The organism is Metabacillus niabensis, from assembly GCF_902829255.1.
Classification (GTDB): domain Bacteria; phylum Bacillota; class Bacilli; order Bacillales; family Bacillaceae; genus Metabacillus; species Metabacillus niabensis.
This window is the reverse complement of the sequence record NZ_CADEPK010000011.1, coordinates 61,539-84,757: the sequence shown is the minus strand read 5'-3', so window position 1 is coordinate 84,757 and position 23,219 is coordinate 61,539. Positions and strand designations below refer to the sequence as shown.

Sequence of the window (23,219 nt, the reverse complement as noted above, 5' to 3'; positions counted from 1 at the left end):
GCATACAATAGCATAAAGGTCATGTCAATCCGTTTAAAGTTAAAATATTCACAATCTTACCGAACCATCACAAATTGTTCACATTTTCGCTAAAAAACCCCTTGACTTATTCAATCTCATTAATCATTCACTAAGTAAAATATTTGTTTCAATTACATCTTCCTTTCCATCCTTTTCCGCAAAAACTACAGCCTTATAGCTTTCTCGTTTTAACGATAGCTTTTCCTTCGTCACAACTTTTTCTACAATGCCTCGAGACACATTTTTTTGCCAGTCCAAAAATCCTATAAACGCTAATGTGTCCGGATCATAAAGAGCAATTCCCATCTCATCTGCCCCACCAGGTAAATACGTTTGGTACTTATATTCATGGGGACTGTCCCCATGTGTAAATTCAAAGCCCATTAAGCGCGGGTAGTTAGGTTCATCCACAACATAAATATACGGAAGACTTATTCTTTCTTTACCTGCATCAAGCTCGAGCCAATCTTCATGTATTCCTGCTTCTAAGCGGGTTGGCGTGATATCAAGGCTTATTTCTACTTGTTTTTTCTCACCTGGCTTTAGCTGGGTTGGCGTGGGCAGCTTCCATTGGATACCCATTTTCGCTTTTGGCATTTCGAATGATATCGTTGTCTTTTGTGTGGATTGATTATCTAATGTTAGTTTTACCGTTTTTTTCGTGCGCAAATCCTTCTTATTGTATTGCCCAAAAGTGAGTGAGCCAGGGTAGACTAGCACTTCTGCCTTAATAGCCTCTTTTATAGTTATCCGCCCACTGCCTTGCTCAGTTGGCTTCAGTCTATTCTTTTCCTTATTCATTAATCGTTTTGCTGTATTCATTAAAGAGGCTTTAATCTGTTCAGGGCTCCAGTCAGGATGGGCTTGTTTAATAAGAGCACATGCCCCTGCTACATGTGGCGCCGCCATGCTTGTACCATGAAGGGCTAAATATCCATGTGGAACCGTACTTGTAATGGCTACACCCGGTGCAACGACATCTGGCTTTATTGCCCATGTATTTGTCACAGGTCCTCTTGAGCTGAAGTTGGCTAGCTTGTCTTCTTCCTTTATATAGATCGTTTGTGCACGATCATGTTCCTTTAGCTCTCGCTTTATTCTGTCTCCTGCCTCTTTAGAAATAGAAACAACGGGAATGTCTAGTTCCATTTCTAATGCTCCTGCAAACGGCCCTTTTACATTATTCGCAATAATAACCGCCTTTGCACCAGCCTTTTTGGCTTTGATCGCCTTTTCGGTAAAGGTCATTTTTCCTCTATCAACAAGGACAACCTGTTTATGGACTGATTCCTTAAAGTCCTTCTCTTCTCCAAATCCTTTATAGACGATCGTTTCAGACCCTTTCAAATCCCAAGCATTGGCACCTTGCATCTCATTCATTCTAATTAAGTGCCTTGTACCATGTAGTTTTAGATAAGGCATTTGCAAAGGTGGGGATGATGCCCCTACTGAGATTGCCTTCTCAGACGTACCAGGTGAACCAACCGTCCAAACCTTCGGGCCAGAATTACCACTCGACGTAACCGCAACAATCCCTGACTCAACCGCCTTATTAAGAGCTAAGCTAGTAGACCAATCAGGTCCATTAATCGTATTTCCTAGGGAAAGATTAATAATATCGACCTTTGCTTCAATCGCCTTTTCTATCGCTGCTATTACTTGCTCAGATGTTCCCATACCAGTCGGCCCCAACGCTCGATACGCAATAATTTCCGCCTCAGGAGCAACACCCTTTAGCTTTCCATTAGCCGCAATGACACCTGCTACATGTGTTCCATGCAACGTTTCACTACCTCTTATATCGCTTGCCTCCATCGGATCATCATCATTATCCACAAAATCGTATCCTCCACGGTAATTCCGTGATAGATCAGGATGATGATAATCAATCCCTGTATCGATGACAGCAATTTTCACACCTTTCCCTGTTAATCGATGATTCGCCTGATCAAATAACCCTCTAACATCTTTACCACCAATAAACGGGACGCTTTCATCAATTTGAGCTTGAAAAGGAACGACAGGACTAGCGTGTACAACGGCATTTTCTTTTTTTAATTGTGTTAAAAGATTAGGAGGACCTTCTAAAGAAAATCCAGTGAAAACATGATTAAACGTTTGGCGGATTTTGATGCTTGGAAATGATTTTACTTTACGCTTAAAGGAAGTGACATTTTCTTTATCGACGACGAATAGCATTTGCTCTATTTTCGAATGCTCTTCAGTCGGGAGTGGCGGGCGTCCAGGATATGTAATCGCATGGACGTTGCTTGTAAAAAGCATGATTAGGAGAAAAAGGATTGAAGCTCTTGTTGTTAAGTTCATTCGTTCCACCTCACTCTTAGTTTGCTCCATTATGAAAAAATCATGTAGAGAGTGTAGTGTTACGTCTACTTTGCTCTATGAAAAAAGAGAACCTACAAATAGGTTCTCTTCAAAATTATTTCGTTCCAAATAATCGGTCACCAGCGTCTCCTAACCCAGGGACAATATAACCATGATCATTTAGCTTTTCATCTAAAGCTGCAATATAAATATCAACGTCAGGATGTGCTTCCTTCACAACCTCAACGCCTTCTGGCGCGGCGATTAAACACATAAATTTAATGTTTTTTCCACCGCGTTTTTTAAGACTATCAATCGCTTCTACTGCAGAGCCGCCAGTTGCTAGCATTGGATCAACGACAATTAATTCACGTTCTGCGATATCTGATGGAAGCTTTACATAGTATTCTACTGGTTGAAGTGTTTCAGGATCACGATATAAACCAACATGTCCAACTTTTGCAGCAGGGATAAGCTTTAAAATACCGTCCACCATCCCAAGACCTGCACGTAAAATTGGAATAATTCCTAACTTTTTCCCAGAAAGAACTTTTGATTTTGCTGTTGTAACAGGTGTTTCTACATCAACCTCATCAAGAGGCAAATCTCTTGTAATTTCAAAGGCCATCAAGCTTGCTACTTCATCAACTAGCTCACGAAATTCTTTAGTTCCTGTATTCTTATCACGAATATATGTAAGTTTATGTTGAATTAATGGATGATCAAAAACGTATACCTTCCCCACCAAATCATCTCCTTTTCTTAAACACTTCAATAATCTCTTTCAGTATTATTGTTTCTTGTCATCATTATCCATCACCTCTAAAATATCTATTAATAAATATTTTAAATAAAAAAAGACTGTATGCAAACTCGATTTTATCGAGTTTGTCTACAGTCTGAGGACATCATACTCTGTGATGTCCTTACATATTTCTTAATTTTGTTCTTTGTTTGTTGGCACTGCACAGCTTCCATCGGCACAAAACGCATCAGTTGACTGGTCTGTAGAAAGATCCTCAAATTTTGGCTTTGGATTCTCTTCTTCCCATACCTTTTGAAGTGCACTTACAAATGTATCTAATGGCTGAGCACCTGAAATGGCATATTTTTGATTAATAATAAAGTAAGGCACACCTCTAATTCCATATTGTTGGGCAATACCTTCATCAATTCTCACATCATTTGCAAATACCGTTTTATCATTAAGTACATCTAAAGCCTTTTGTCTATCTAACCCTGAGTCTTCTGCAATATCTGCTAACGTTTCAACATCACTTAAATTCTTCGACTCAGTAAAATATGCATATAGCAGCTTTTCTGTTATGATTTTCTCTTTATTTTGCTCCTTAGCAAATTTCGCTAATCTATGAGCATCAAACGTATTTGTTGGCTTCATGTCCTCAAAATTAAATGTCAAGCCTACCGTTGCTGCCTGCTGACCAATTTGAGCATTACTTTGCTTAGCTTGCTCAATACTCATTCCATATTTAGAAGCTAGTGCTTCATGAATACTTTTACCTGAATAGACATCAGCGTTTGGATCTAATTCAAAGGCTTTAAATTCGACATCGACAGCATCTTTATGAGGAAATTGCTCTAATGCTAATTCTAATCTACGTTTTCCTATATAACAAAACGGACAAACAAAGTCTGACCACACTTCAATTTTCATAACAATCCACCTCTTTCTATCAGTAATAACAATTGTAGCATGGACTATTCAGAACTGAAACATACATGCTCATAGCTTTACTGTACTCATTAAAATACACTCTATCTGTCAGAATACAACTAACACCATTTAACAAATTCCTCCAATTTCTCCTCGTCCATTTCCTAGGAAATGATCCTATTCTACAAAAAATAACAATATATACTAGAATTTTTAACTCTTACTCAAGTTATGAAATTTGAATCAGTATATAATTAGTAATAGTGGAAAATTCCGGTCATAACTCAATTAGTGAAAAAGGTGGATATAACATGAGCATTTTAGAAATAAAGAAACTAGAAAAGCACGATGAGCATTCTCTCATTTTTCCAGAATTTAATTTGACTGTTTCAGAAAAAGACATTATCGCGATTCATGCTAATACAAATGTACGTTCAATTCTACTAAAAATGTTAATGGGCGAAATCCCCATCTCCAACGGGTCAATTTTCATATGTGGAGAGCAGATTACTAGAACTTCTATGAGATTTGTCCATTCAAAAATTGGATTTTCCCTTTTAGATGATGGCCTATATGATAGATTAAGCGTTAAGGATAATTACCTTTTTTACAGAACAATATATAGTTCAAAGCTATCTGTAGAAGACTGTATTAGAGCAGTTCAACTTGAAAGTAAAAAAGGCTACCGTGTTAGTAAGTTGACTTATTCAGAAAAAAGAAGGGTTCATTTTGGTCGGTTACTTTTTCAAAATTCTGATCTTTATATATTTGAAGAGCCTGATCAAAATGTTGACTTAGAAACAAAGCAAATATTGATCAAATTGGTTAAACAGCTAGGCCAAGATGGAAAAGCTGTCTTAATTTTAACGAATAATGTAGAAAGTGCCCTTTTTGTAACAAACCAGGTTTATCGATTAGATGAAACGGGGTTACATGCTCTTGATGTTCTCTCCGAAGAGGAAGTAACTATAGAAGAGGCATCAGCTACTAAAGAAGAAGAGGAAGTTATCATTCAACCTGTTCGTTTTGAAAAAATCCCTACAAAGGTTAACGACAAGATTGTATTATTTGACCCTCCTGAAATTGATTATATTGAAAGCAGTGAAGGCAATTCTATTATCTATATTAATGGTGAAGCATACCCATGTGCCTTCACAATGGCAGAGTTAGAGACGAGATTGAATCCATATGGTTTCTTTAGATGCCACAGGTCGTATATCGTTAATTTACAAAAAGTTCGTGAAGTCGTGACATTTACAAGGAACAGTTTTTCTTTAATATTAGCAGATGCTAAAAAGTCCTCTATCCCATTATCAAAAACGAAAATGGCAGAATTAAAAGGAATGTTGGGCTTAAAATAGACTCCATTCACGCTAAATATTCTCCACTCATACATATCATAGCTCCTTTCATCGAAAATATAATGTGAAATACTAATTTGTTTCCTATGATAGAAGCATAAGAAACGCAGAAGCACCTTGAACAGCTCTCTGCAATAAGAGAGTTTCAGTATAAAAGTGCTCTTTACAATATCGTCAAACAACTACTATAAAAGCAGTGGAGGATGAAGATGGAGAATATTATTGAAGTAAGAAGATTAGCGAAACTGTTTGCAAACCAACAAGCATTAAAGGATGTTTCATTTGAAGTGAAGAAGGGTGAAATCTTTGGCTTTCTAGGTCCTAGTGGTTCAGGAAAAACAACAACGATAAAAATATTAACTGCTCAGCTAGCGCAAACAGATGGAGAAGCACTTGTTTTTGGTGTTCCAGCTTCAAAATTAAAGGAAACGGCCTATCGAAAAAAAATTGGTGTTCTTACAGACAACACTGGTTTATATGAAAGATTAACAGTTTATGATAATTTAAAGCTCTATTGTGACCTTTACGATGTACCACATACTAGAATTTCTGAAGTTTTGGAAATGGTGAATTTAAGTGAGGCAAAAAAAAAAAGTTGTATCAAAGCTATCGAAGGGAATGCTTCAGCGTGTTATTTTGGCAAGAGCTTTTTTACATAAGCCAGATCTTTTATTCCTAGATGAGCCTACCTCTGCACTTGACCCCGTTAATACAAAGCATATTTATAAAGGATTAGAAGGCTTAAAGGAACAAGGAACAACCATTTTTCTAACTACACATGATATGAATGAAGCTGAAACACTTTGTGACAGAGTAGCGTTTCTACATAATGGATCCATCCAATTGTTGGATACACCCAAGTCACTTCGGCAAAAATTTGCTAATCATACATTAACTGTTGAGCTTACCGATGGTAATAAGGAAATTATTGACAAAGGACCTGATGGAGCTCAAGCAATCTATGATTATATGAGGCAAGACAAAATTGTATCGATTTACTCAAATGAACCAACACTTGGAGATATATTTGTAGAAGTAACAGGGAGGAAATTATCATGACAACTTTTTCATTTAAACGTTCGGCTGCAATACTTCAAAAGGACTATAAAGATGTTTCTAAAAATCTATTTGTTTCATCGTCAGCACTTATGCCACTTATTATCGCCGCACTTTATGGACGATTCGGTGTTGAAACGGTTAATGAGCATTATTTAGTATTTAATATGGTTTTTTGTTTAGTATCTGCTTATGTACAATGCTCTCTAATCGCAGAAGAGAAGGAAAAGAGTACATTACGCGGTCTCATGCTCTCACCCGCTAGTTCACTTGAAATATTAGTAGGTAAAAGTCTTTTAAGCTTATTAGGAACTTTATTCATTATTATCATTTGTGCTTTTTTAACAGAATATCTTCCTAAAAACCCATTAGTTATAGCAATCTCTATAATTATTTCAACCTTTTTCTATATTGGTCTTGGTACTTTATTAGGATTAATGACGAAATCAGTTATGGAAGCATCTGTTATCATATTACCTTTCATATTTATTTTTTCGTTTGGAGATTTTTTAACGGCTTTTTCTGATAGATACCCTTTCTTAAAAGTCGCTGAGTTTATGCCTAACTCGCAATTAATTACTTTAGCAAATGAAGTACAGTTAGGGGCAAATCTTATAGATGTATGGTCCAACCTTGCCATTATTCTTATTTGGGTAGCTGTAGTTTTTATCTTTGTTATCTTCGTCTATCGTAAACGTATGATGGACTAACATAAAAGAATGCACAGCCCCAGGTAACAAAAACTAGTTTAAATTGTTATTAAGAAAGAGTAGCTTGTTAAATTTAGGTCCGTAATTTCTGGAAATGATTATGAAGTAACCTATGAAATTCGTGTTAAAGAAAACGAACAATATTATTTATGGTGTAATAACGTTAAGCTATGATGGTAATTTCACTTCCTAAAAAGTGTAAAAAATAGAGACACTGGATTTGTCCAATGTCTCTTTTTTTTTATTTATCAAGGCGATATAAATCTCGGCTTTTATATCCTTCACCAAGAATCATTTTCATTTCTTCACGACGCTTTGCTTTTGTGGCCTCTTGTTTTGCACTGTATACATACCGTGCCCAATCCTTTCGATAGCCTGGAGTAAGGGATTGATAAAATGCAAGTAAATCCGGTGAATCTTGTAAGTCACGTTCGATACTTGGAATGAGATCAATATAATCATCAACACATTGACTAGCCTTTGTTGACTTCTTATTTTTCCCTTTTGCGTCCTCTTTCAGACCGACTACTGTAAATACATCGTCAAATCCTACCATTCTGGAAAACTTTATATTACTGTTGCCAACATAACCATTTGCATCCGCACCTATCCCCTCTAACAGGTCATCACGGTGAATGAATGTTGAATATTTTTTGTTTCCCTTTTTAGGATACGCCACGTACATATAGCCATTTTTATTAAGGGATTTTTGCTCAATTACTTGATTAACAAGTTCTTTTAATGATTCCATGTCTAATACAAAGGCAAAAATTAAATCATATGAACGATTCTTTTTAAGCTCAGTTTCATAATTTGACAGCTCTGTTAAATAGTCTTCACCTTCTGGTAGGTTAAGAATCGCAACATCTTCATACTTTTGTAAATTTAGTTTTTCTACTATTGTTTTAGCCATATACTCCACCTTCACAACGATTCCTATTGCATTAATTATTTCCTGAAAATAATACTGTTTTTATTGTTATCATACCATTCATTTTTAATGAAGTGATCTTCTTGGCGATTGATTTTGCTTTAAATAACAAGTTTAATTTGATTACCTGTCGGATCTTCCGTCGTATAGAAGTCTTCTTCTTTTCTTACTGGTGCCCCAAGCTGCTTTAACCTTTCAACAACAGCTTGTCTTTCCGCCTCATTTGGATACACAAGTGTATACCATTTTAAACCGACACTATTTTTAGATGGTACTTGTGCATTTGCTCCTTGCCACATATTAACGGCAATATGGTGGTGATAATTCCCCGTTGAAAGGAATGCTGCTTGCGGATAGTAACTAACAACGTTAAAGCCTAGCCCTTTCGTATAAAATTCCTCTGCTTTTTTAACATCAGCTACATGTAAATGGATATGCCCCATTATTGTATTTTTCGGTAGCCCTTGCCAACTTTTACTACTTTCGGCTAGAATCCCGTCTCCATCAAGTTGTTCTGTCACCATATGAACCAATTCATTGTTCCATGTCCATTGTGACGAAGGTCTATCACGGTATACTTCAATGCCATTTCCATCTGGATCATTTAAGTACAAAGCCTCACTAACATCATGATCTGCTGCCCCAATTGGATATCCTACTTGAATGATATGACGTAAAAATTGCGATAAATCCTCTCTTGTTGGTAGCAAAATTGCGAAGTGGTATAGTCCTAATGCCCTTTTTTCTTTTGGAATTACATGATCTGGCTGCTCCAAAGTTAGCAAGGGGGTTTGCCCATTTGCTGTTAAAATAACCTTTTTATCCTCCTTCTTTAATAGTTGGAAACCAATTATTTCTTGATAAAAGGCTGTAGCTTTTTCTAAATCTTGTACTTTAATTGTTACTTCTCCAACAAATACATTTGGTTTTTCATGAAATTTATCCATTATTTTCGTTCCCTTCGTCATCATTTTTTGTTGTAATGAATATATTTTAAACGCCTTGACAAAATCCATACAGTCTAATACAATTATCTCGAATTAATAATATTTTAATTCAAGAAAAATTGGATGTAAAGGGTTTTCCATTAATTATAGGTGGTGCAATAAATTTGGGATTTTTAAACAAACTATTCGGTAAAAATTCAAAGGAGGAACAGCAAATGACAAATGGTAAATTAAAAATTGGGATTATTTTAGGAAGTACACGCCAAGGCCGTGTGAGTCCACAAGTCGGAGAATGGGTAAAATCAATCGCAGATCAACGTGGTGATGCGGATTATGAAATCGTTGATATTGCAGAATACAAACTTCCACTTTTAGGAGAAGGTACTGGTCAAGAGCCTGGCTTACAAGCATGGAATGAAAAGTTAGCAACACTTGATGGCTTTGTTTTTATTGTTCAAGAATATAACCACAGCATTACAGGAGCACTTAAAAACGCACTTGATTCTGCACGTGAAGCATGGAACAACAAAGCTGCTGGTATTGTAAGCTATGGCTCTACAGGTGGAGCTCGTGCTGCCGAACATTTACGTGGTATTATGGGAGAATTATTAATCGCAGATGTTCGTGTACACCCAACACTTTCATTATTTACTGATTTTGAAAATGGAACTACCTTCAAACCAGCTGAATTACATTTAAAAAATGTAAATGAAATGCTTGACCAAGTAATTGCTTGGAGTGGAGCATTAAAAACCATTCGATAAGTAAAACCATATAAAATAAAACAGGAGTCCCTAAAATAGACTCCTGTTTTTTTGCTGCTTAATCCCTCAATTTTACAATTTATATTATGAATTCCGTTTACTAAACGAATGTTTTTCACCCTAGCTTCAAAACAGATGAACTCCCTTTTACATTTAAATCTTTAATAATTAAAATTGTATTATCATTGTTTAATACATGCCTTTTCCATCTTTAAATTGCATTTTAAACAATTTGATAACCATGACGTCATCTTTTCCCCAACGTAAACTATTTTACAATCCTAATTCAAGTTTTTTAGCATAATTTCCCATCACTTGACTTCCTTTTGCAAGACGAAATATATAAAAATTACTGACGCTCTTCCATTAGATGTTTATTTAATTCATTTTCCTCTAATACATCATATGTGTTCCCGTACACTTTCTTTATATGCTTCTCCCCCCATGCACATAGAGAATCTAATATACCCTGCAAGCTCCATCCATATTCACTTAGCTCATACTCCACTTTAGGAGGGATTTGTTGGTATACAATTCGATTAATGACCCCATCTGCCTCTAATTCTCTCAATTGTTGTGTTAGCATCTTTTGAGTTATATCTGGCATAAGCCGCTTCAATTCACTAGTTCGTTTCTTTCCATGTGTTAAATGACATAAAATAACACATTTCCATTTTCCGCCAATTACTTCTAACGTTGCTTCAACAGATATATTATATTTCTTTTTTTGCACAATTAATGTCCTCCTTTTTATAGGAACCAAAAAGTACCTATATCACTTTTTAGTATCTATATTACTTTAAAGTACGTACTTCTCACTTTGTTATATGTGTATCATAATAACATTTGCCGGCTGAAATTTATAGTAAAGGATTTTTATATAGTTTGCGTTATAGAGGGATTTTTTTATCCCTAATCAAAAAGAAGGAGGAGAAAAAATGACATTAGATAAAAAAAGAAGTACCTTTGCACTTCTTGCTTTAGCAGTGAGTGCATTTGCAATTGGTACTACGGAATTCATTAGTGTTGGACTTTTGCCTTTAATATCTGATGATTTACAAATACCAGTAACAACAGCAGGTTTAACTGTTTCGTTATATGCTTTAGGAGTAACATTTGGAGCACCAATTCTTACATCAGTTACTTCAAGAATGTCACGAAAGACTTTATTGCTCTGGATTATGATTATTTTTATTATTGGGAATAGTATCGCTGCTTGTGCACCAAGCATTGCGATTTTACTTATTGCACGTATTATTTCAGCTTTTTCTCACGGTGTATTTATGTCAATCGGTTCGACAATCGCTGCCGATTTAGTACCTGAAAATCGTCGAGCTAGTGCAATATCGATTATGTTTACAGGACTCACTGTTGCAACAGTAACCGGAGTACCTTTAGGAACATTTATTGGTCAACAGTTTGGCTGGCGAATCGCGTTTGTCGTCATCGTTATTGTTGGAATTATCGCTCTCTTTTCAAATAGTATCCTTATTCCTGCTAATTTAAAGAAGGCAACGCGAACTACGTTTAGCGACCAATTAAAATTAGTAACAAACGGACGCTTATTGCTTGTCTTTATCATTACTGCATTAGGGTATGGCGGAACATTTGTCGTTTTTACTTATTTAACACCGATCCTTACTAATATAACCGGCTTTAAAGAGGGAACAGTTGCTATCATCCTTCTTGTTTATGGAATCGCCATTGCAATCGGAAACATGATTGGCGGAAAAGTTTCTAATCAAAATCCGATTAAATCGTTATTTTACATGTTCATTATTCAAGCTATTGTTCTATTTGTTTTAATGTTTACTGCACCATTTAAAATAGCTGGATTAATAAGTATATTCTTGATGGGCTTATTAGCCTTTATGAATGTACCTGGATTACAAGTATATGTTGTCATGTTAGCTGAACGATTTGTTCCTTCTGCAGTAGATGTCGCATCTGCGATTAATATTGCTGCTTTTAATGCAGGGATTGCGCTAGGCTCCTTTTTGGGTGGTGTCATTACTGATTCCATTGGACTTATTCATACTACTTGGATCGGCTCACTAATGGTCTTATTAGCTGTATTCCTTACTGGCTTGAGCCGGTCCCTTGAGAAAAAAGATCACTCTAACTTTAACAATCAAAAAAATATTTAACATTTGGAGGAATTAATGATGATTACTAGCTTACAAGATACAACGAAATTAGCGAACGGTATACAAATGCCTTGGTTCGGCCTCGGTGTTTTTAAGGTTGAGGAAGGTCCTGAATTGGTAAATGCAATTAAATTTGCAATTAAACAAGGGTACCGCAGTATTGATACGGCTGCCATTTATGAAAATGAAGAAGGTGTTGGACAAGCCATTCGAGAAGGAATAAAAGAAACTGGCATTTCTAGAGAGGAACTATTTATAACCTCTAAAGTGTGGAATTCTGATTTAGGGTACGAATCTACCATTGCAGCATATGATGCTAGCTTAAAAAAACTAGGCTTAGATTATTTAGATTTATATCTTATCCATTGGCCTGTAGAAGGAAAATTTAAAGAAGCTTGGCGTGCATTAGAAACTTTATATAAAGAAGGTCGAGTTAAAGCAATAGGTGTAAGTAACTTTCAGGTTCATCACTTAAAGGAGTTAATAAAGGACGCTGAAATAAATCCAATGGTCAATCAAGTTGAGTATCATCCTAGACTCACCCAAAAGGAAGTCCAAACATTTTGTAAGGAGCATCACATTCAATTAGAAGCTTGGTCTCCTTTAATGCAAGGACAATTATTAGACCATCCGCTTTTACAAGAAATTGCAAAAAGCTATAACAAAACTGTTGCACAAATCATTTTACGCTGGGACTTACAAAATGGTGTTGTCACAATCCCAAAATCAACAAAAGAACAACGCATTCTAGCTAATGCAAATATATTTGACTTTGAGCTTAATGCTGAAGATATGGAACGAATTAATCGTTTAAATGATAATTATCGTGTAGGACCAGACCCAGATAATTTTGATTTTTAATTCTTAAATACCCTTATTCATAAGAAAAGCGCAAGCGCCTTGATCAGCCCCGACAAGCATAAGGCGATTTGGAGTAGAAGGCGTTCTTTGCCTTCAATTCCAAATTGACTTATGACCTCGAGGGGCTAGGCGCTGGAGCTAGACACTAAAACTAAGTTCAAAATGTTATACTTTCTTACCTTGTTAAAAAATCCGCCTCAAATAGAATGAGGCGGACTCTCTTTATCTAACTTCACATTAACGCCTTAAACGATGTTCGAATGACATCACCACGGCTAATAATACCAACTAATACTCCGTTACGTTCCACAGGGAGCTTTTTAATTTGCTTTTTCCCTAACAATGCTGCGATATCCTCTACATCCGTGTCCCAAGATACTTTTTCCACAGATGTTTTTGCAATTTCCATTACATTTAATTCAAGTACTTTTTTTACTCTTTCTTCAAACTCTTCTTCGTCACCTTTTATAACATTTACATAAAAGAAACCATTAATAATGATATCTTTATGCTTTCCGATAAAACGCATGATGTCCCCATCACTTACATAGCCAACAATTTCATTTCGGTCATTTACTACCGGTAACCCACTTATCCCATGTTCGATAAACTTTTCAATTACATTACGAACACTTTCTGTCTCTTTTACTTTGTATACATATTTGTTCATAATATCTTGAGCCTTCATTTTTATCCTCCTCTATGGATCGTGGAATAGTTACTTTATATAGATATTATATCACTTAACTAGCAAAAACCTTTATTATTATCAACTTACCCTTTTTTAGCTTTCGTTAAAAACTTACAAAAGATCCCTAAACATAAAAAAAGCTATCAAAAAAATGATAGCCTTCTCTCTTAAAATTATTTAACTAAACTTTCTAGGATGTCATCGATAATTTGGCCATTTGCAATTGCACCAGTATATAACCAGCTATCGTCAGGAGAAAATTCATAAACGTTACCTGCTTTTACAGCAGGGATGCTCTTCCATAACGCATCACTTAAAGGTGCTGAGCCTGTTGCCTTATCACTATTGATTAAAAATAAATGATCTGCATCTAATTGAGCTAATTTCTCGAGTGATATTTCGCTCCAGTTTCCTGTTGCTTTTGCTGAGATTTCTTTAACAACAGAAGGTACTTTCAACCCTAAATCTCCATACATAACAGCACCACTTGATAAAGTTTCACTAACCATAAAGAATTTCCCGCCAACTAACCAAACAGCAGCAACTGAAGGATTTCCAACCTTTTCTTCAATCGTCGCCTTTGCCTCAGCAGCTTTCTTATCATAATCCTCTAATACCTTCTTAGCTTCTTCCTCTTTACCTAGAATTTCTCCAACCTTTGTTAATTCAAGACGCCAATCATTATTTTCTTCTGTTCCAATAACATATGTTGGCGCAATTTGATTATATTGCTCATATTTCCCGCCTTCTACCATACTTGCGGAATCCATAATGATTAAATCTGGCTGCATTTCTTGAACAGCTTCAAACGGGAGGTCATGAGGAATTGTTGGAATTTCCTTTAAGCCATCTTGTAAATAACCTTGTATGCTTTGTCCATCATTTACACTCCACTGAGCGACTGGCTTCACACCTAAAGCTACAAGATTATCCTCTAAATAACTAGCAATAATACGTTTTGGGTTAGCAGGAATTGTGACCTCATTACCCATCGCATCCGTTAATGTTCTTGTAGCCGCTTCTTCTGTTCCATTATCCGCCTTTTTTGTTGATGAATCCCCTTGAGATGAATCCTGTTGACCACATGCGGCTAATGCTATTGTTAATATGCCTATTCCAACGATCTTCAGCATATTTTTCTTATTAAGCAATTTTATTCCCCCTAAAGTTATGATAAAATAGTACTTAGCTATTTTTTGATAATGATTCTCAATGTCATACTCATTTTAGTTTTTTTAATCTCTCATTGTCAACTATTATTTTAGAGGGAAGTTGTTAACAATGGCAATAAAGAAACCCGTTACTAATGAATTACCCTATACATATAAAAATCGGTTTGTCAGTGTAGTTATTCTAATATTTGGAATCGTTCTCTTATTTTTCTCAATTATTGTGTCTATCCATTTCGGTGCAGCTGACTTAACCTATCATGATGTTTTAAATGCTATCTTTCATTATGATTTACATAATTCCGCACATGTAATTATTCATGAACTACGTTTACCTCGCGCTATTGCTGCCGTTTTTGTTGGTGCTGCCCTAGCAGTTTCTGGAGCAATTATGCAAGGAATGACTAGAAATCCTCTAGCATCCCCTTCTATTATGGGTGTGACGGCAGGAGCTTCCTTTTTAATTGCTATTTCACTTGCGTTGATTCCAGGGATTACACATTTAGGCTTAATGTCCTTCTCTTTTATTGGTGCAGGCTTAGGTGCTGCTCTAGTATTTGGTATCTCCTCACTCTCTAAAGGAGGAATTACTCCTGTTAAACTTGCTCTTGCAGGGTCAGCAATTACTTCTTTACTTAGCTCGTTATCTACTGCAACAGGAATAAAATTCAATATTTCAAAAGACATTAGCTACTGGTATGCAGGGGGTATTTCAAGTGTGCAGCCTCAGCATATTCAATTTGCCTTACCATTTATTATTGGTGGACTTGTACTTTCTTTATTCCTTTCGCGCTCTATTTCTATCTTAAGTTTAGGTGAAGATGTTGCTAAAGGACTTGGGCAAAATACTAGTATAGTGAAGCTATTTGGTACAATTGTCGTATTATTGTTAACTGGTGCCGCCGTTTCGATTGCAGGAATGATCGGATTTATCGGGCTGGTTATTCCACATATAACGCGATTTATAGTCGGAACTGATTATCGCTGGATTATTCCTTTCTCGGCCGTTTTAGGAGGAATTCTTTTAATTGTAGCTGATATTGTTGGACGAATGGTTAATGCACCATATGAAACGCCAGTTGGAGCTATTACTGCTATTATCGGCGTTCCCTTTTTCCTCTATCTAGCTCGTAAGGAAGGAAGAGGTTTATGATAGAAAAAAACTTCACCCCGAAAAAGAATATGTTTCGGGGATTAATGATAACATCACTTATTCTAACTGTATTAGTCATTATTCTTAGTATTAATGCAGGACAAATCAAAATTCCGATACATGATGTTCTCTCCACTCTCATTGGAAATGGTACACCGCAAAATGAATTAACAATATTTCAGTTTCGCTTACCAAGAATCATTATGGCCATTCTAGTAGGGATGGGTATTGCCGTTTCGGGAGCAATCCTTCAAGGAATTTCACAGAATCCTTTAGCTGATCCAGGTATACTAGGGATTAATTCTGGAGCAGGTTTTGCAGTTGTTTTATATATGTTTTTCTTTCAAGGGACAAGCTTTATTAACGGCTGGACATCGGTATTTATCATGCCGCTCACCGCTTTGGTTGGGGCATTTCTAGCAGCGTTTTTAATCTATTTTATTTCCTGGAAAAACGGACAAGTTACGTCGGTAAGACTTTTATTAGTTGGAATTGGCGTAAATGCTGCATTTGGTGCAGGTCTAATCATTTTTCAAATGAAAATGGAGCCTGTTGATTTTATGAAGACCATTGTCTGGTTATCGGGGACAATTTGGGGAACGAATTGGACATTTGTTTTAGCTTTATTACCATGGGTCATCCTTCTAATTCCTTTTACTATTTATAAATCAAGGGTTTTAGATGTCATGCGGCTTGGAGATTTAATTGCGATTGGGGTAGGTGTCCAACTGGAAAAAGAACGGCGATTGCTATTAGTCATCTCTGTAGCACTTGCTGGGGCATGTGTTTCAGTAGGTGGCGGTATTACGTTCTTAGGTTTAATTGCCCCACATATTGCAAGAAGATTAGTAGGAGCAACCCACGCTAAGGTTCTCCCCTTATCAGCAGTATTAGGTGGTTTACTTCTCTTGTCAGCTGATACGTTAGGTCGAGTAATTATGGCACCGATGGAATTACCAGTCGGAATTGTCGTGTCTATATTAGGAGCACCTTATTTTATTTATCTCCTTATGAGAAAGGTGTAAATGATGAGGGGGCTCAAAAGGGGCAGACCCTTTTGAGTCACTCTCCTTTTTACTTTCTTTTTCTTATTTAATTGCTGGAAAGCTAATTGTCACCGTTGTCCCTTTCCCTTTAGCACTTTGGAAACGAATTGTGCCTTTATATTTGGCCGCAATGTTGAAGCATATCATCATCCCTAATCCTGTTCCTTTGCTTTTTAATGAATAAAAAGGCGTCCCAAGGGAATTTACTTCTTCCTCCGTCATCCCTGTTCCATAATCAATCACTTTGATCTCAACAGCATCTTTTTTTCTTCCCGCTACTATATATACTGAATCCCCTTCTTTGGAAGCTTCAATTGCATTTTTTATAATATTTATAAGCAGCTGTTTCATTTCAATATTATTTGCAGCTATATAACAATCCTCTATCATTTCTAATTCAATTTTTTTATCATGTAACAGCCCATAGGAAAGTAGTAAGTCTGTAACACTTTGAAGAACACTTTTTACATTGACTGTTTCTGTTTCTAACTCCTTCGTAGGCTTTGCAACTGCTAGAAATTGAGAAATAACCTGCTCAGCTGTGTTTAATTCATCGATCATTAATGTAAAATGTCCCTTTTTATCATTATTAACTTCAGGATCATCTTTATATAACTGGAGAAATCCCTTCACAACGGTCAAAGGATTTCGAATTTCATGTGCGACTGCAGCTGCAAGCTGTCCAGTTGTTTTTAAACGTTCAGATTGTTGGATTTGTTCATAGTAAAGCTGCTGCTTTTTAATGCGCCCATGGGATAAATAGAAGATAAACGATAGGATTCCTTGACTACCGATAAAATTTATTACATTCCCGATTATATCCTGTTTAATGTAAGGATAGAGATTTCCCTTGTCCACAAACGCAATATATCCAAATAGAAGGATGATCGTAATACTATTTAAAGCAATCGAAAAATAAAAAAGCTTTGAATCAAAAAACATAATCGCTGATGCCGGAATCAAGCAAAGAAAAATAAAGGTTGACCACGTCTCCGGATATAAAAAGAATAAAACATAGAAATATGCCGCACCTGTTATAGTAATGATTACTCTCAAATAATGTGTCACATATTTTGGATATAACAATAAACAGATAGTAAGAATAAAGGCAAGAACAATCTGGATAATGTACCCTGCATTTACTTCTCTTAAAAATGGATTTTTTACTAATATACCAGTTATTAATAAGAAAATAACAATGATCACAGTAATATAATAAAGCCTTTTATTTATATGAGTATAAAATTCGTTCATACATACTCCTTTGTTATTTCAAATATCTTAATACTTCATCTTTGTATATCCTAACACATCATAGGTATTTTTTACTAAAAATTGAGTAAATAACATAAATTCATTCCACTCTTTCTCTTAAATTATAGTCATTTTCTAAAATAAGACATAGTATGCTGTCACAAGCACATCCTAAGAAAAGGAATTCTGGCTGGCACGAAAATGGAGGCGAACCTTATGAATCTTAATGACATTGTTATCGCAAGGGAGAAAATGAAAGGGATTGTTCATACAACTCCACTAGATTATTCAAAAACCTTTAGTAATCTAGCGAAAAATGAAGTCTTTTTAAAGCTTGAAAATCTCCAGAAAACTGGGTCGTTTAAAGTAAGAGGCTCCTATAATAAGCTTAGCTCCCTTGCAAAGGATGAGTTAAAGAAGGGCGTTGTGGCTGCCTCAGCAGGTAACCATGCCCAAGGAGTGGCATATTCTAGCCAAATGCTTGATGTGCCATGCACAATTGTCATGCCTAAAGGTGCACCACTTAGTAAGATTCAAGCAACTAAGCAGTACGGGGCAGATGTTATATTGGAGGGTGGCACCTTTGATGATGCCCTATCTTATGCATTAGAAGTTAAACAGAAAATGGATGCTACATTTATTCATGCTTTTGATGATGAAGCGATTATCGCTGGGCAAGGTACGGTTGGGTTAGAAATTATTGAACAGCTTCCTGATGTTGAGGCAATTATTTGCCCAGTAGGCGGGGGGGGCCTTATTGCAGGAGTTGCAATGGCAGTAAAAGAGAAAAACCCCCATATTTCCGTATACGGCGTCCAAGCGCTCTCTTGCCCAAGCATGCAACAATCCATTCATGTAAATAAGCCTATTACTGTTGAGTCATCACCTACGATAGCCGACGGGATTGCTGTTAAGAAGCCCGGACAAAGAACATTTGAAATTGTCCAAAAGTATGTCGATGATATCTATTGTGTAGATGAGATGGAGATAGCAAGAACGATGCTTATGCTATTAGAGAGGAATAAGCTACTTGTTGAAGGATCTGGTGCATGCTCCCTTGCTTCATTGCTATATAATAAAGTAAAACTAAAGGAGAAAAAAGTAGTTGCTATTTTAAGTGGCGGAAACGTTGATGTGAATTTTATATCTAGAATTATTGAACGTGGTATGGTTGAGTCAGGTAGATTTGTTGAATTTACGATTACTATAACTGATAAACCAGGGCAGCTCCAAAAGGTCTTAAATTCCATTTCTGCCCATGATGCAAATATTCAATCGGTTAATTTAAGCCGAATAGGGAAAAATATTCTTCCTGGATATGCACAGCTTGAGATATCTGTAGAAACAAAAAATCATGACCATATCTCCCTTCTCCATAAAGCTTTAACTGAGAAAGGATATAATGTAGAAATGTCTCATTATTAAATAAAACTGATAAAAAAAGGGAAATGATTCGTTAGACGACATACTAGAGCATCTCCTAGTTTGTGCCTTCTTAATGTACCTTTCCTCCATAGAGGAAAACATTCCTATCTTATACTAAGAGCATCAACCACTAGTACTTTGAAAATATGCTATTTCGAATAAAGGAAGTGTTTATTGATGGACTTTTTCCAAAGTCAGGGATCTCTTACTACAATTGAGTGGGTTCTGAGAGCCGTCGTATCATTTTTCTTTTTAGTTATTGTGGCTAAAATAATTGGACAGCGAGCTATTTCTCAATTAAGGCTCCTTGATTTTGTCATTGCTTTAGTTATCGGAAATATTATAGCTCACCCTTTATCTGACGAGGAACTTGGTCTAAAAGGATCAATCATTACTACGGTTGTTTTAGTCATTTTATATATTATAGGGGTTTTCTCTATGCTAAAATTTCCATGGTTTCGGAATTTTGTAAATCATGAACCAATTCCTGTTATCAAAAATGGGGAAGTTATATATAAAGGTTTACTCCATGCGAGAATATCTATTGATGTTTTATTGGAGGAATTAAGAAAGGATAAAATTGAAGATATTAAAAAGGTTGCTTTAGCTTATTGGGAGGCAGAAGGAAAATTATCCATTTTCTTAGATCCAAAATATGAACCAATTACTCCAGAAACATTAAATATAGAGGTGAAATCCTTTGATATGCCGCGAACAATTATTAAAGAAGGGAAAATTATTGCCCAGGAATTAACAAACATTCAAAAGGATAAAGAATGGCTCGTTTCCAATTTAAAAAGATTATATCAAACTGAGGTGGAAAAAGTCCTACTTGCGACAATTGACAAAACCGAAAAACTAAATGTCTTTTTATTCAAATAGGTAGATCGAAAGGCACTTACTCTTTTTCGTATATCATGTTCTAAAATTTGCGAATGTTTCACATGAAACATCCGCATTATTTTTGTACAACAGCAGTATTTCCGATTGATTATGTCTAATGGTTTTATAGATAACAACGCCTAATGCCTTCTACAGTTTTCGCTTCTTTTACTTTACAACTGTTTCTATACCCATTTACGAAGCATAACTCAACTAAAGCCTCATCTAGACCAACATCTCTCCATTTATAAATGTTGCAAAAGGCTTATTATTTCTTTTTTCCTTATACAGAAAAAAGACCTTCAATCCAAGAATCGATCGAAGGTACTCATTATTTCCAGACTAAGGCTGTTTTCGTAAACTTTGTTGCTTTTTACTTAGTTGTCGTTTTTCTTGATTTCCTCATACAGTACTCCCTTTTCGCGGGGTGGGTGGTATACCGCCTTAGTGTAAACATTTGAGGTGCCTCACCTACCCATGTAACACACAGAAGTCTCACTTTCAGAAAAGAGCCTTAACTAAAAACCGGCCTTTTTTGGCTTAGACCAAGCGCTTGCGCTGTAGAAGTATGAACTTCATGGAGAAGCTCAGGGTTTTCCATTAATGACAACCCATAAGAAGGAATCATTTCTTTTAGTTTCGGCCCCCACTCATCCATATGTTCTGGGAAGCAATTTTGAATTACCTCAAGCATAACGTGAACAGCTGTTGAAGCACCTGGAGAGGCACCTAGTAATGCTGCAATCGAACCATCCTTAGCAGTAATTACTTCTGTACCAAATTGAAGCGTTCCTTTTCCTCCAGCTTCAGTATCTTTTATCACTTGCACACGTTGACCAGCTACTACTAAATCCCAATCCTCATCTTTAGCATTTGGGATGAACTCACGTAACTCATCCATTCGCTGTTCTTTTGATAGCATAACTTGCTGGATTAAATATTTCGTCAATGACATCTCTTTTACGCCTGCCGCAAGCATTGTTAAAAGATTATCCGGTTTCACTGAAGTTATTAAATCGAACATTGAGCCATTTTTTAAAAACTTTGGTGAGAAGCCTGCAAATGGTCCAAAAAGCAGCGTTTTTCTGTTGTTAATATATCGCGTGTCCAAATGCGGAACAGACATAGGTGGCGCACCAACCTTAGCTTTTCCATATACCTTTGCATGATGCTGAGCAACAACTTCCGGATTATTACAAACCATAAAAATTCCACTTACCGGGAAACCACCAATATGCTTCCCTTCAGGAATACCGGATTTTTGCAATAAATGTAGGCTTCCTCCACCGCCTCCAATAAAGACAAATTTGGCAGTATGGTGTTCAACATTACCACTTTCAAGATTCTTCACTTTTAATTCCCATAAGCCGTCACTCGTACGATAAATATTACTAACATTATGTTTGTAATGGATATCGACATTTTGACCCTTTAAGTGTTCAAATAACATACGTGTTAAAGCACCAAAATTAACATCAGTACCAGAGTCAATTTTCGTAGCCGCGATTGGTTCATCTAATTTGCGGTCTTTCATAATGAGCGGAATCCATTCCATTAATTTTTCCGGCTCATCGGAAAATTCCATCCCTTTAAATAACGGATTGTTTGATAACGCTTTAAAACGCTTTTTTAAAAACGATACATTTTGTTCCCCTTGTACTAAACTCATATGTGGCAAAGGCATAATAAAATCCTGTGGATTATGTATCAGCTTGCTGTTTACAAGATAAGACCAAAACTGCATTGAAACCTGAAACTGTTCATTTATGCTGATCGCTTTACTAATATCAACAGATCCATCTGGTTTTTCGACTGTGTAGTTTAGTTCACACAATGCCGCATGCCCCGTACCTGCATTATTCCATTCGTTAGAGCTTTCCTCACCTGCTTTTGAAAGCTTTTCAAAAACAGTAATTTTCCAATCAGGAACTAGTTCTTTTAGAAGTGTCCCTAAAGTCGCACTCATGATTCCGGCACCAATTAAGATAACGTCTGTGGTAGTTTCTTTATTGCTCATTTTACTCCTTATCCCCCTAAAATTTGCAGAAAGGATGTAAGCGCTGTTTATATGCGTCACAACAAACCAAGACACGATTTAGTCAAACACCTTTTCTGTCTAAATTAACCATTTTAAATACGCAAACTATATAAAATTAAAATTTTTCTATTATCAGATAATTATAAACTATTTAAAGATTAAAGTATCTACTTTATCAAATAATTATAAACTATTTAAAGCTTGTAAAAAAGTGAGAAATCTGTCCATAGAGCCTAGAAACATACACGAATTACTTCTTAATGAAGCATCCGAAAAAAATGAAAATTTTGGTCTTTCATTAAAATTGGAGATAATTTTTATTATGTTTCATTTTTATTTAGTGCATCTTAATCTACAAATATAAAAGGGTTTTACGAAGTTGTTTTAGGCATCATTTTGCAATGTAAAATATAGAAATGTCTTAATTTGTCGATTTTTAATAAATAATTTTATTTTTTTCTTTTGCAATAATATAGCATGTGTTATTATAAAAGATGCGTAAATGGAAAGCTTCATTTCAAAATATTTGGGTCTTTCCAAGCAGATAATTTTTGACCACTTCCCTTATAAAGGATGTTAAGGCCATACGGACAGCCGGGTCAAATGCCGATCGGCAACTTTAGTTGCCTTATTGATTGAGTTAAAAGCTCAAATTTTATAAGTTGGTTACTTTACAACCAGTGCATTTGCACATCAACTTGTGAAACGGTCAATAAGAGTGGAAAAAGTAATTATTTGCTATATAGACTCTGATCCATAATTG

General features: G+C 35.9%; 19 protein-coding genes and 2 pseudogenes. 10 read left to right on the top strand and 11 right to left on the bottom strand.

The features are described 5' to 3' along the window. Positions 1–123: 123 nt before the first annotated feature. The 3 genes from HU235_RS24960 to HU235_RS02610 form a co-directional block, all read right to left on the bottom strand. Complete coding sequence (locus HU235_RS24960; RefSeq protein WP_174879262.1) at positions 124–2,346, bottom strand: S8 family serine peptidase; 2,223 nt, start codon at positions 2,344–2,346, stop codon at positions 124–126. 115 nt (positions 2,347–2,461) lie between these two features. After that, a complete protein-coding gene (gene upp, locus HU235_RS02615) occupies positions 2,462–3,091 on the bottom strand; it encodes a uracil phosphoribosyltransferase (protein WP_095301784.1) in 630 nt (209 codons plus the stop codon). Between the two features lie 192 nt (positions 3,092–3,283). After that, positions 3,284–4,021 carry a DsbA family oxidoreductase gene (locus HU235_RS02610; protein ID WP_174879261.1) on the bottom strand — a complete coding sequence of 246 codons (738 nt, stop codon included), beginning with the start codon at positions 4,019–4,021 and terminating at the stop codon, positions 3,284–3,286. Between the two features lie 311 nt (positions 4,022–4,332). Between HU235_RS02610 and HU235_RS02605 the strand changes: the two genes are divergently transcribed. From HU235_RS02605 to HU235_RS02595, 3 genes and pseudogenes are all read left to right on the top strand, one after another. Continuing rightward, positions 4,333–5,382: a LytTR family transcriptional regulator DNA-binding domain-containing protein gene (locus HU235_RS02605; RefSeq protein ID WP_174879260.1), complete on the top strand. Its 1,050-nt coding sequence runs from the start codon at positions 4,333–4,335 to the stop codon at positions 5,380–5,382. A 209-nt stretch (positions 5,383–5,591) separates the two neighbouring features. Next, positions 5,592–6,441: pseudogene (locus HU235_RS02600) on the top strand (ABC transporter ATP-binding protein). After that, positions 6,438–7,148, top strand: a complete 711-nt coding sequence (locus HU235_RS02595) for an ABC transporter permease (protein ID WP_174879259.1) — start codon at positions 6,438–6,440, stop codon at positions 7,146–7,148. The pseudogene HU235_RS02600 and the gene HU235_RS02595 overlap by 4 nt, the downstream one beginning before the upstream one ends. A 241-nt stretch (positions 7,149–7,389) precedes the next feature. Here the strand turns inward: HU235_RS02595 and HU235_RS02590 are convergent, their stop codons facing one another. Both HU235_RS02590 and HU235_RS02585 read right to left on the bottom strand, forming a co-directional pair. Further along, entirely contained in the window at positions 7,390–8,061 is a 672-nt protein-coding gene (locus HU235_RS02590) for a YdeI/OmpD-associated family protein (protein WP_095301608.1), read from the bottom strand. Positions 8,062–8,180: 119 nt separating this feature from the next. Beyond that, a complete protein-coding gene (locus HU235_RS02585) occupies positions 8,181–9,026 on the bottom strand; it encodes a VOC family protein (protein ID WP_145582553.1) in 846 nt (281 codons plus the stop codon). Positions 9,027–9,190: 164 nt separating this feature from the next. On the opposite strand from HU235_RS02585, the gene HU235_RS02580 reads away from it, so the two are divergent. Further along, positions 9,191–9,790 carry an NADPH-dependent FMN reductase gene (locus tag HU235_RS02580; protein WP_095301610.1) on the top strand — a complete coding sequence of 200 codons (600 nt, stop codon included), beginning with the start codon at positions 9,191–9,193 and terminating at the stop codon, positions 9,788–9,790. A 47-nt stretch (positions 9,791–9,837) separates the two neighbouring features. On the opposite strand, the pseudogene HU235_RS24850 reads toward HU235_RS02580, so the two are convergent. Continuing rightward, positions 9,838–9,989, bottom strand: a pseudogene (locus tag HU235_RS24850) (PhnA domain-containing protein); the annotation flags it as partial. Between the two features lie 150 nt (positions 9,990–10,139). Next, entirely contained in the window at positions 10,140–10,523 is a 384-nt protein-coding gene (locus HU235_RS02570; RefSeq protein WP_095301611.1) for a winged helix-turn-helix transcriptional regulator, read from the bottom strand. A gap of 205 nt (positions 10,524–10,728) precedes the next feature. Here HU235_RS02570 and HU235_RS02565 point away from each other — a divergent pair, with 205 nt between their 5' ends. Continuing rightward, positions 10,729–11,937, top strand: coding sequence for an MFS transporter (locus HU235_RS02565; protein ID WP_145582552.1), 1,209 nt, complete (start codon positions 10,729–10,731; stop codon positions 11,935–11,937). Positions 11,938–11,955: 18 nt separating this feature from the next. Continuing rightward, complete coding sequence (locus HU235_RS02560) at positions 11,956–12,798, top strand: aldo/keto reductase (RefSeq protein WP_174879258.1); 843 nt, start codon at positions 11,956–11,958, stop codon at positions 12,796–12,798. Between the two features lie 232 nt (positions 12,799–13,030). Here the strand turns inward: HU235_RS02560 and HU235_RS02555 are convergent, their stop codons facing one another. After that, positions 13,031–13,486 (bottom strand): CBS domain-containing protein, encoded by a 456-nt coding sequence (locus tag HU235_RS02555; protein ID WP_095301615.1) that lies wholly within the window; start codon positions 13,484–13,486, stop codon positions 13,031–13,033. 176 nt (positions 13,487–13,662) lie between these two features. Then, a complete protein-coding gene (locus HU235_RS02550; RefSeq protein WP_145582741.1) occupies positions 13,663–14,622 on the bottom strand; it encodes an iron-hydroxamate ABC transporter substrate-binding protein in 960 nt (319 codons plus the stop codon). A 148-nt stretch (positions 14,623–14,770) separates the two neighbouring features. On the opposite strand from HU235_RS02550, the gene HU235_RS02545 reads away from it, so the two are divergent. Then, complete coding sequence (locus HU235_RS02545) at positions 14,771–15,811, top strand: FecCD family ABC transporter permease (protein WP_095301616.1); 1,041 nt, start codon at positions 14,771–14,773, stop codon at positions 15,809–15,811. After that, positions 15,808–16,836 (top strand): FecCD family ABC transporter permease, encoded by a 1,029-nt coding sequence (locus HU235_RS02540; protein WP_174879257.1) that lies wholly within the window; start codon positions 15,808–15,810, stop codon positions 16,834–16,836. The genes HU235_RS02545 and HU235_RS02540 overlap by 4 nt, the downstream gene beginning before the upstream one ends. 63 nt (positions 16,837–16,899) lie before the next feature. Here the strand turns inward: HU235_RS02540 and HU235_RS02535 are convergent, their stop codons facing one another. Continuing rightward, positions 16,900–18,111 carry a sensor histidine kinase gene (locus tag HU235_RS02535; RefSeq protein ID WP_145582720.1) on the bottom strand — a complete coding sequence of 404 codons (1,212 nt, stop codon included), beginning with the start codon at positions 18,109–18,111 and terminating at the stop codon, positions 16,900–16,902. A 216-nt stretch (positions 18,112–18,327) separates the two neighbouring features. On the opposite strand from HU235_RS02535, the gene ilvA reads away from it, so the two are divergent. Together ilvA and HU235_RS02525 are read left to right on the top strand one after the other, a co-directional pair. Then, positions 18,328–19,536, top strand: a complete 1,209-nt coding sequence (ilvA, locus tag HU235_RS02530) for a threonine ammonia-lyase (RefSeq protein WP_233452114.1) — start codon at positions 18,328–18,330, stop codon at positions 19,534–19,536. Positions 19,537–19,713: 177 nt separating this feature from the next. Then, positions 19,714–20,418 (top strand): DUF421 domain-containing protein, encoded by a 705-nt coding sequence (locus HU235_RS02525; RefSeq protein WP_174879256.1) that lies wholly within the window; start codon positions 19,714–19,716, stop codon positions 20,416–20,418. Between the two features lie 514 nt (positions 20,419–20,932). Here the strand turns inward: HU235_RS02525 and HU235_RS02520 are convergent. After that, positions 20,933–22,471 (bottom strand): malate:quinone oxidoreductase, encoded by a 1,539-nt coding sequence (locus HU235_RS02520; protein WP_267905702.1) that lies wholly within the window; start codon positions 22,469–22,471, stop codon positions 20,933–20,935. Positions 22,472–23,219: the final 748 nt, after the last annotated feature.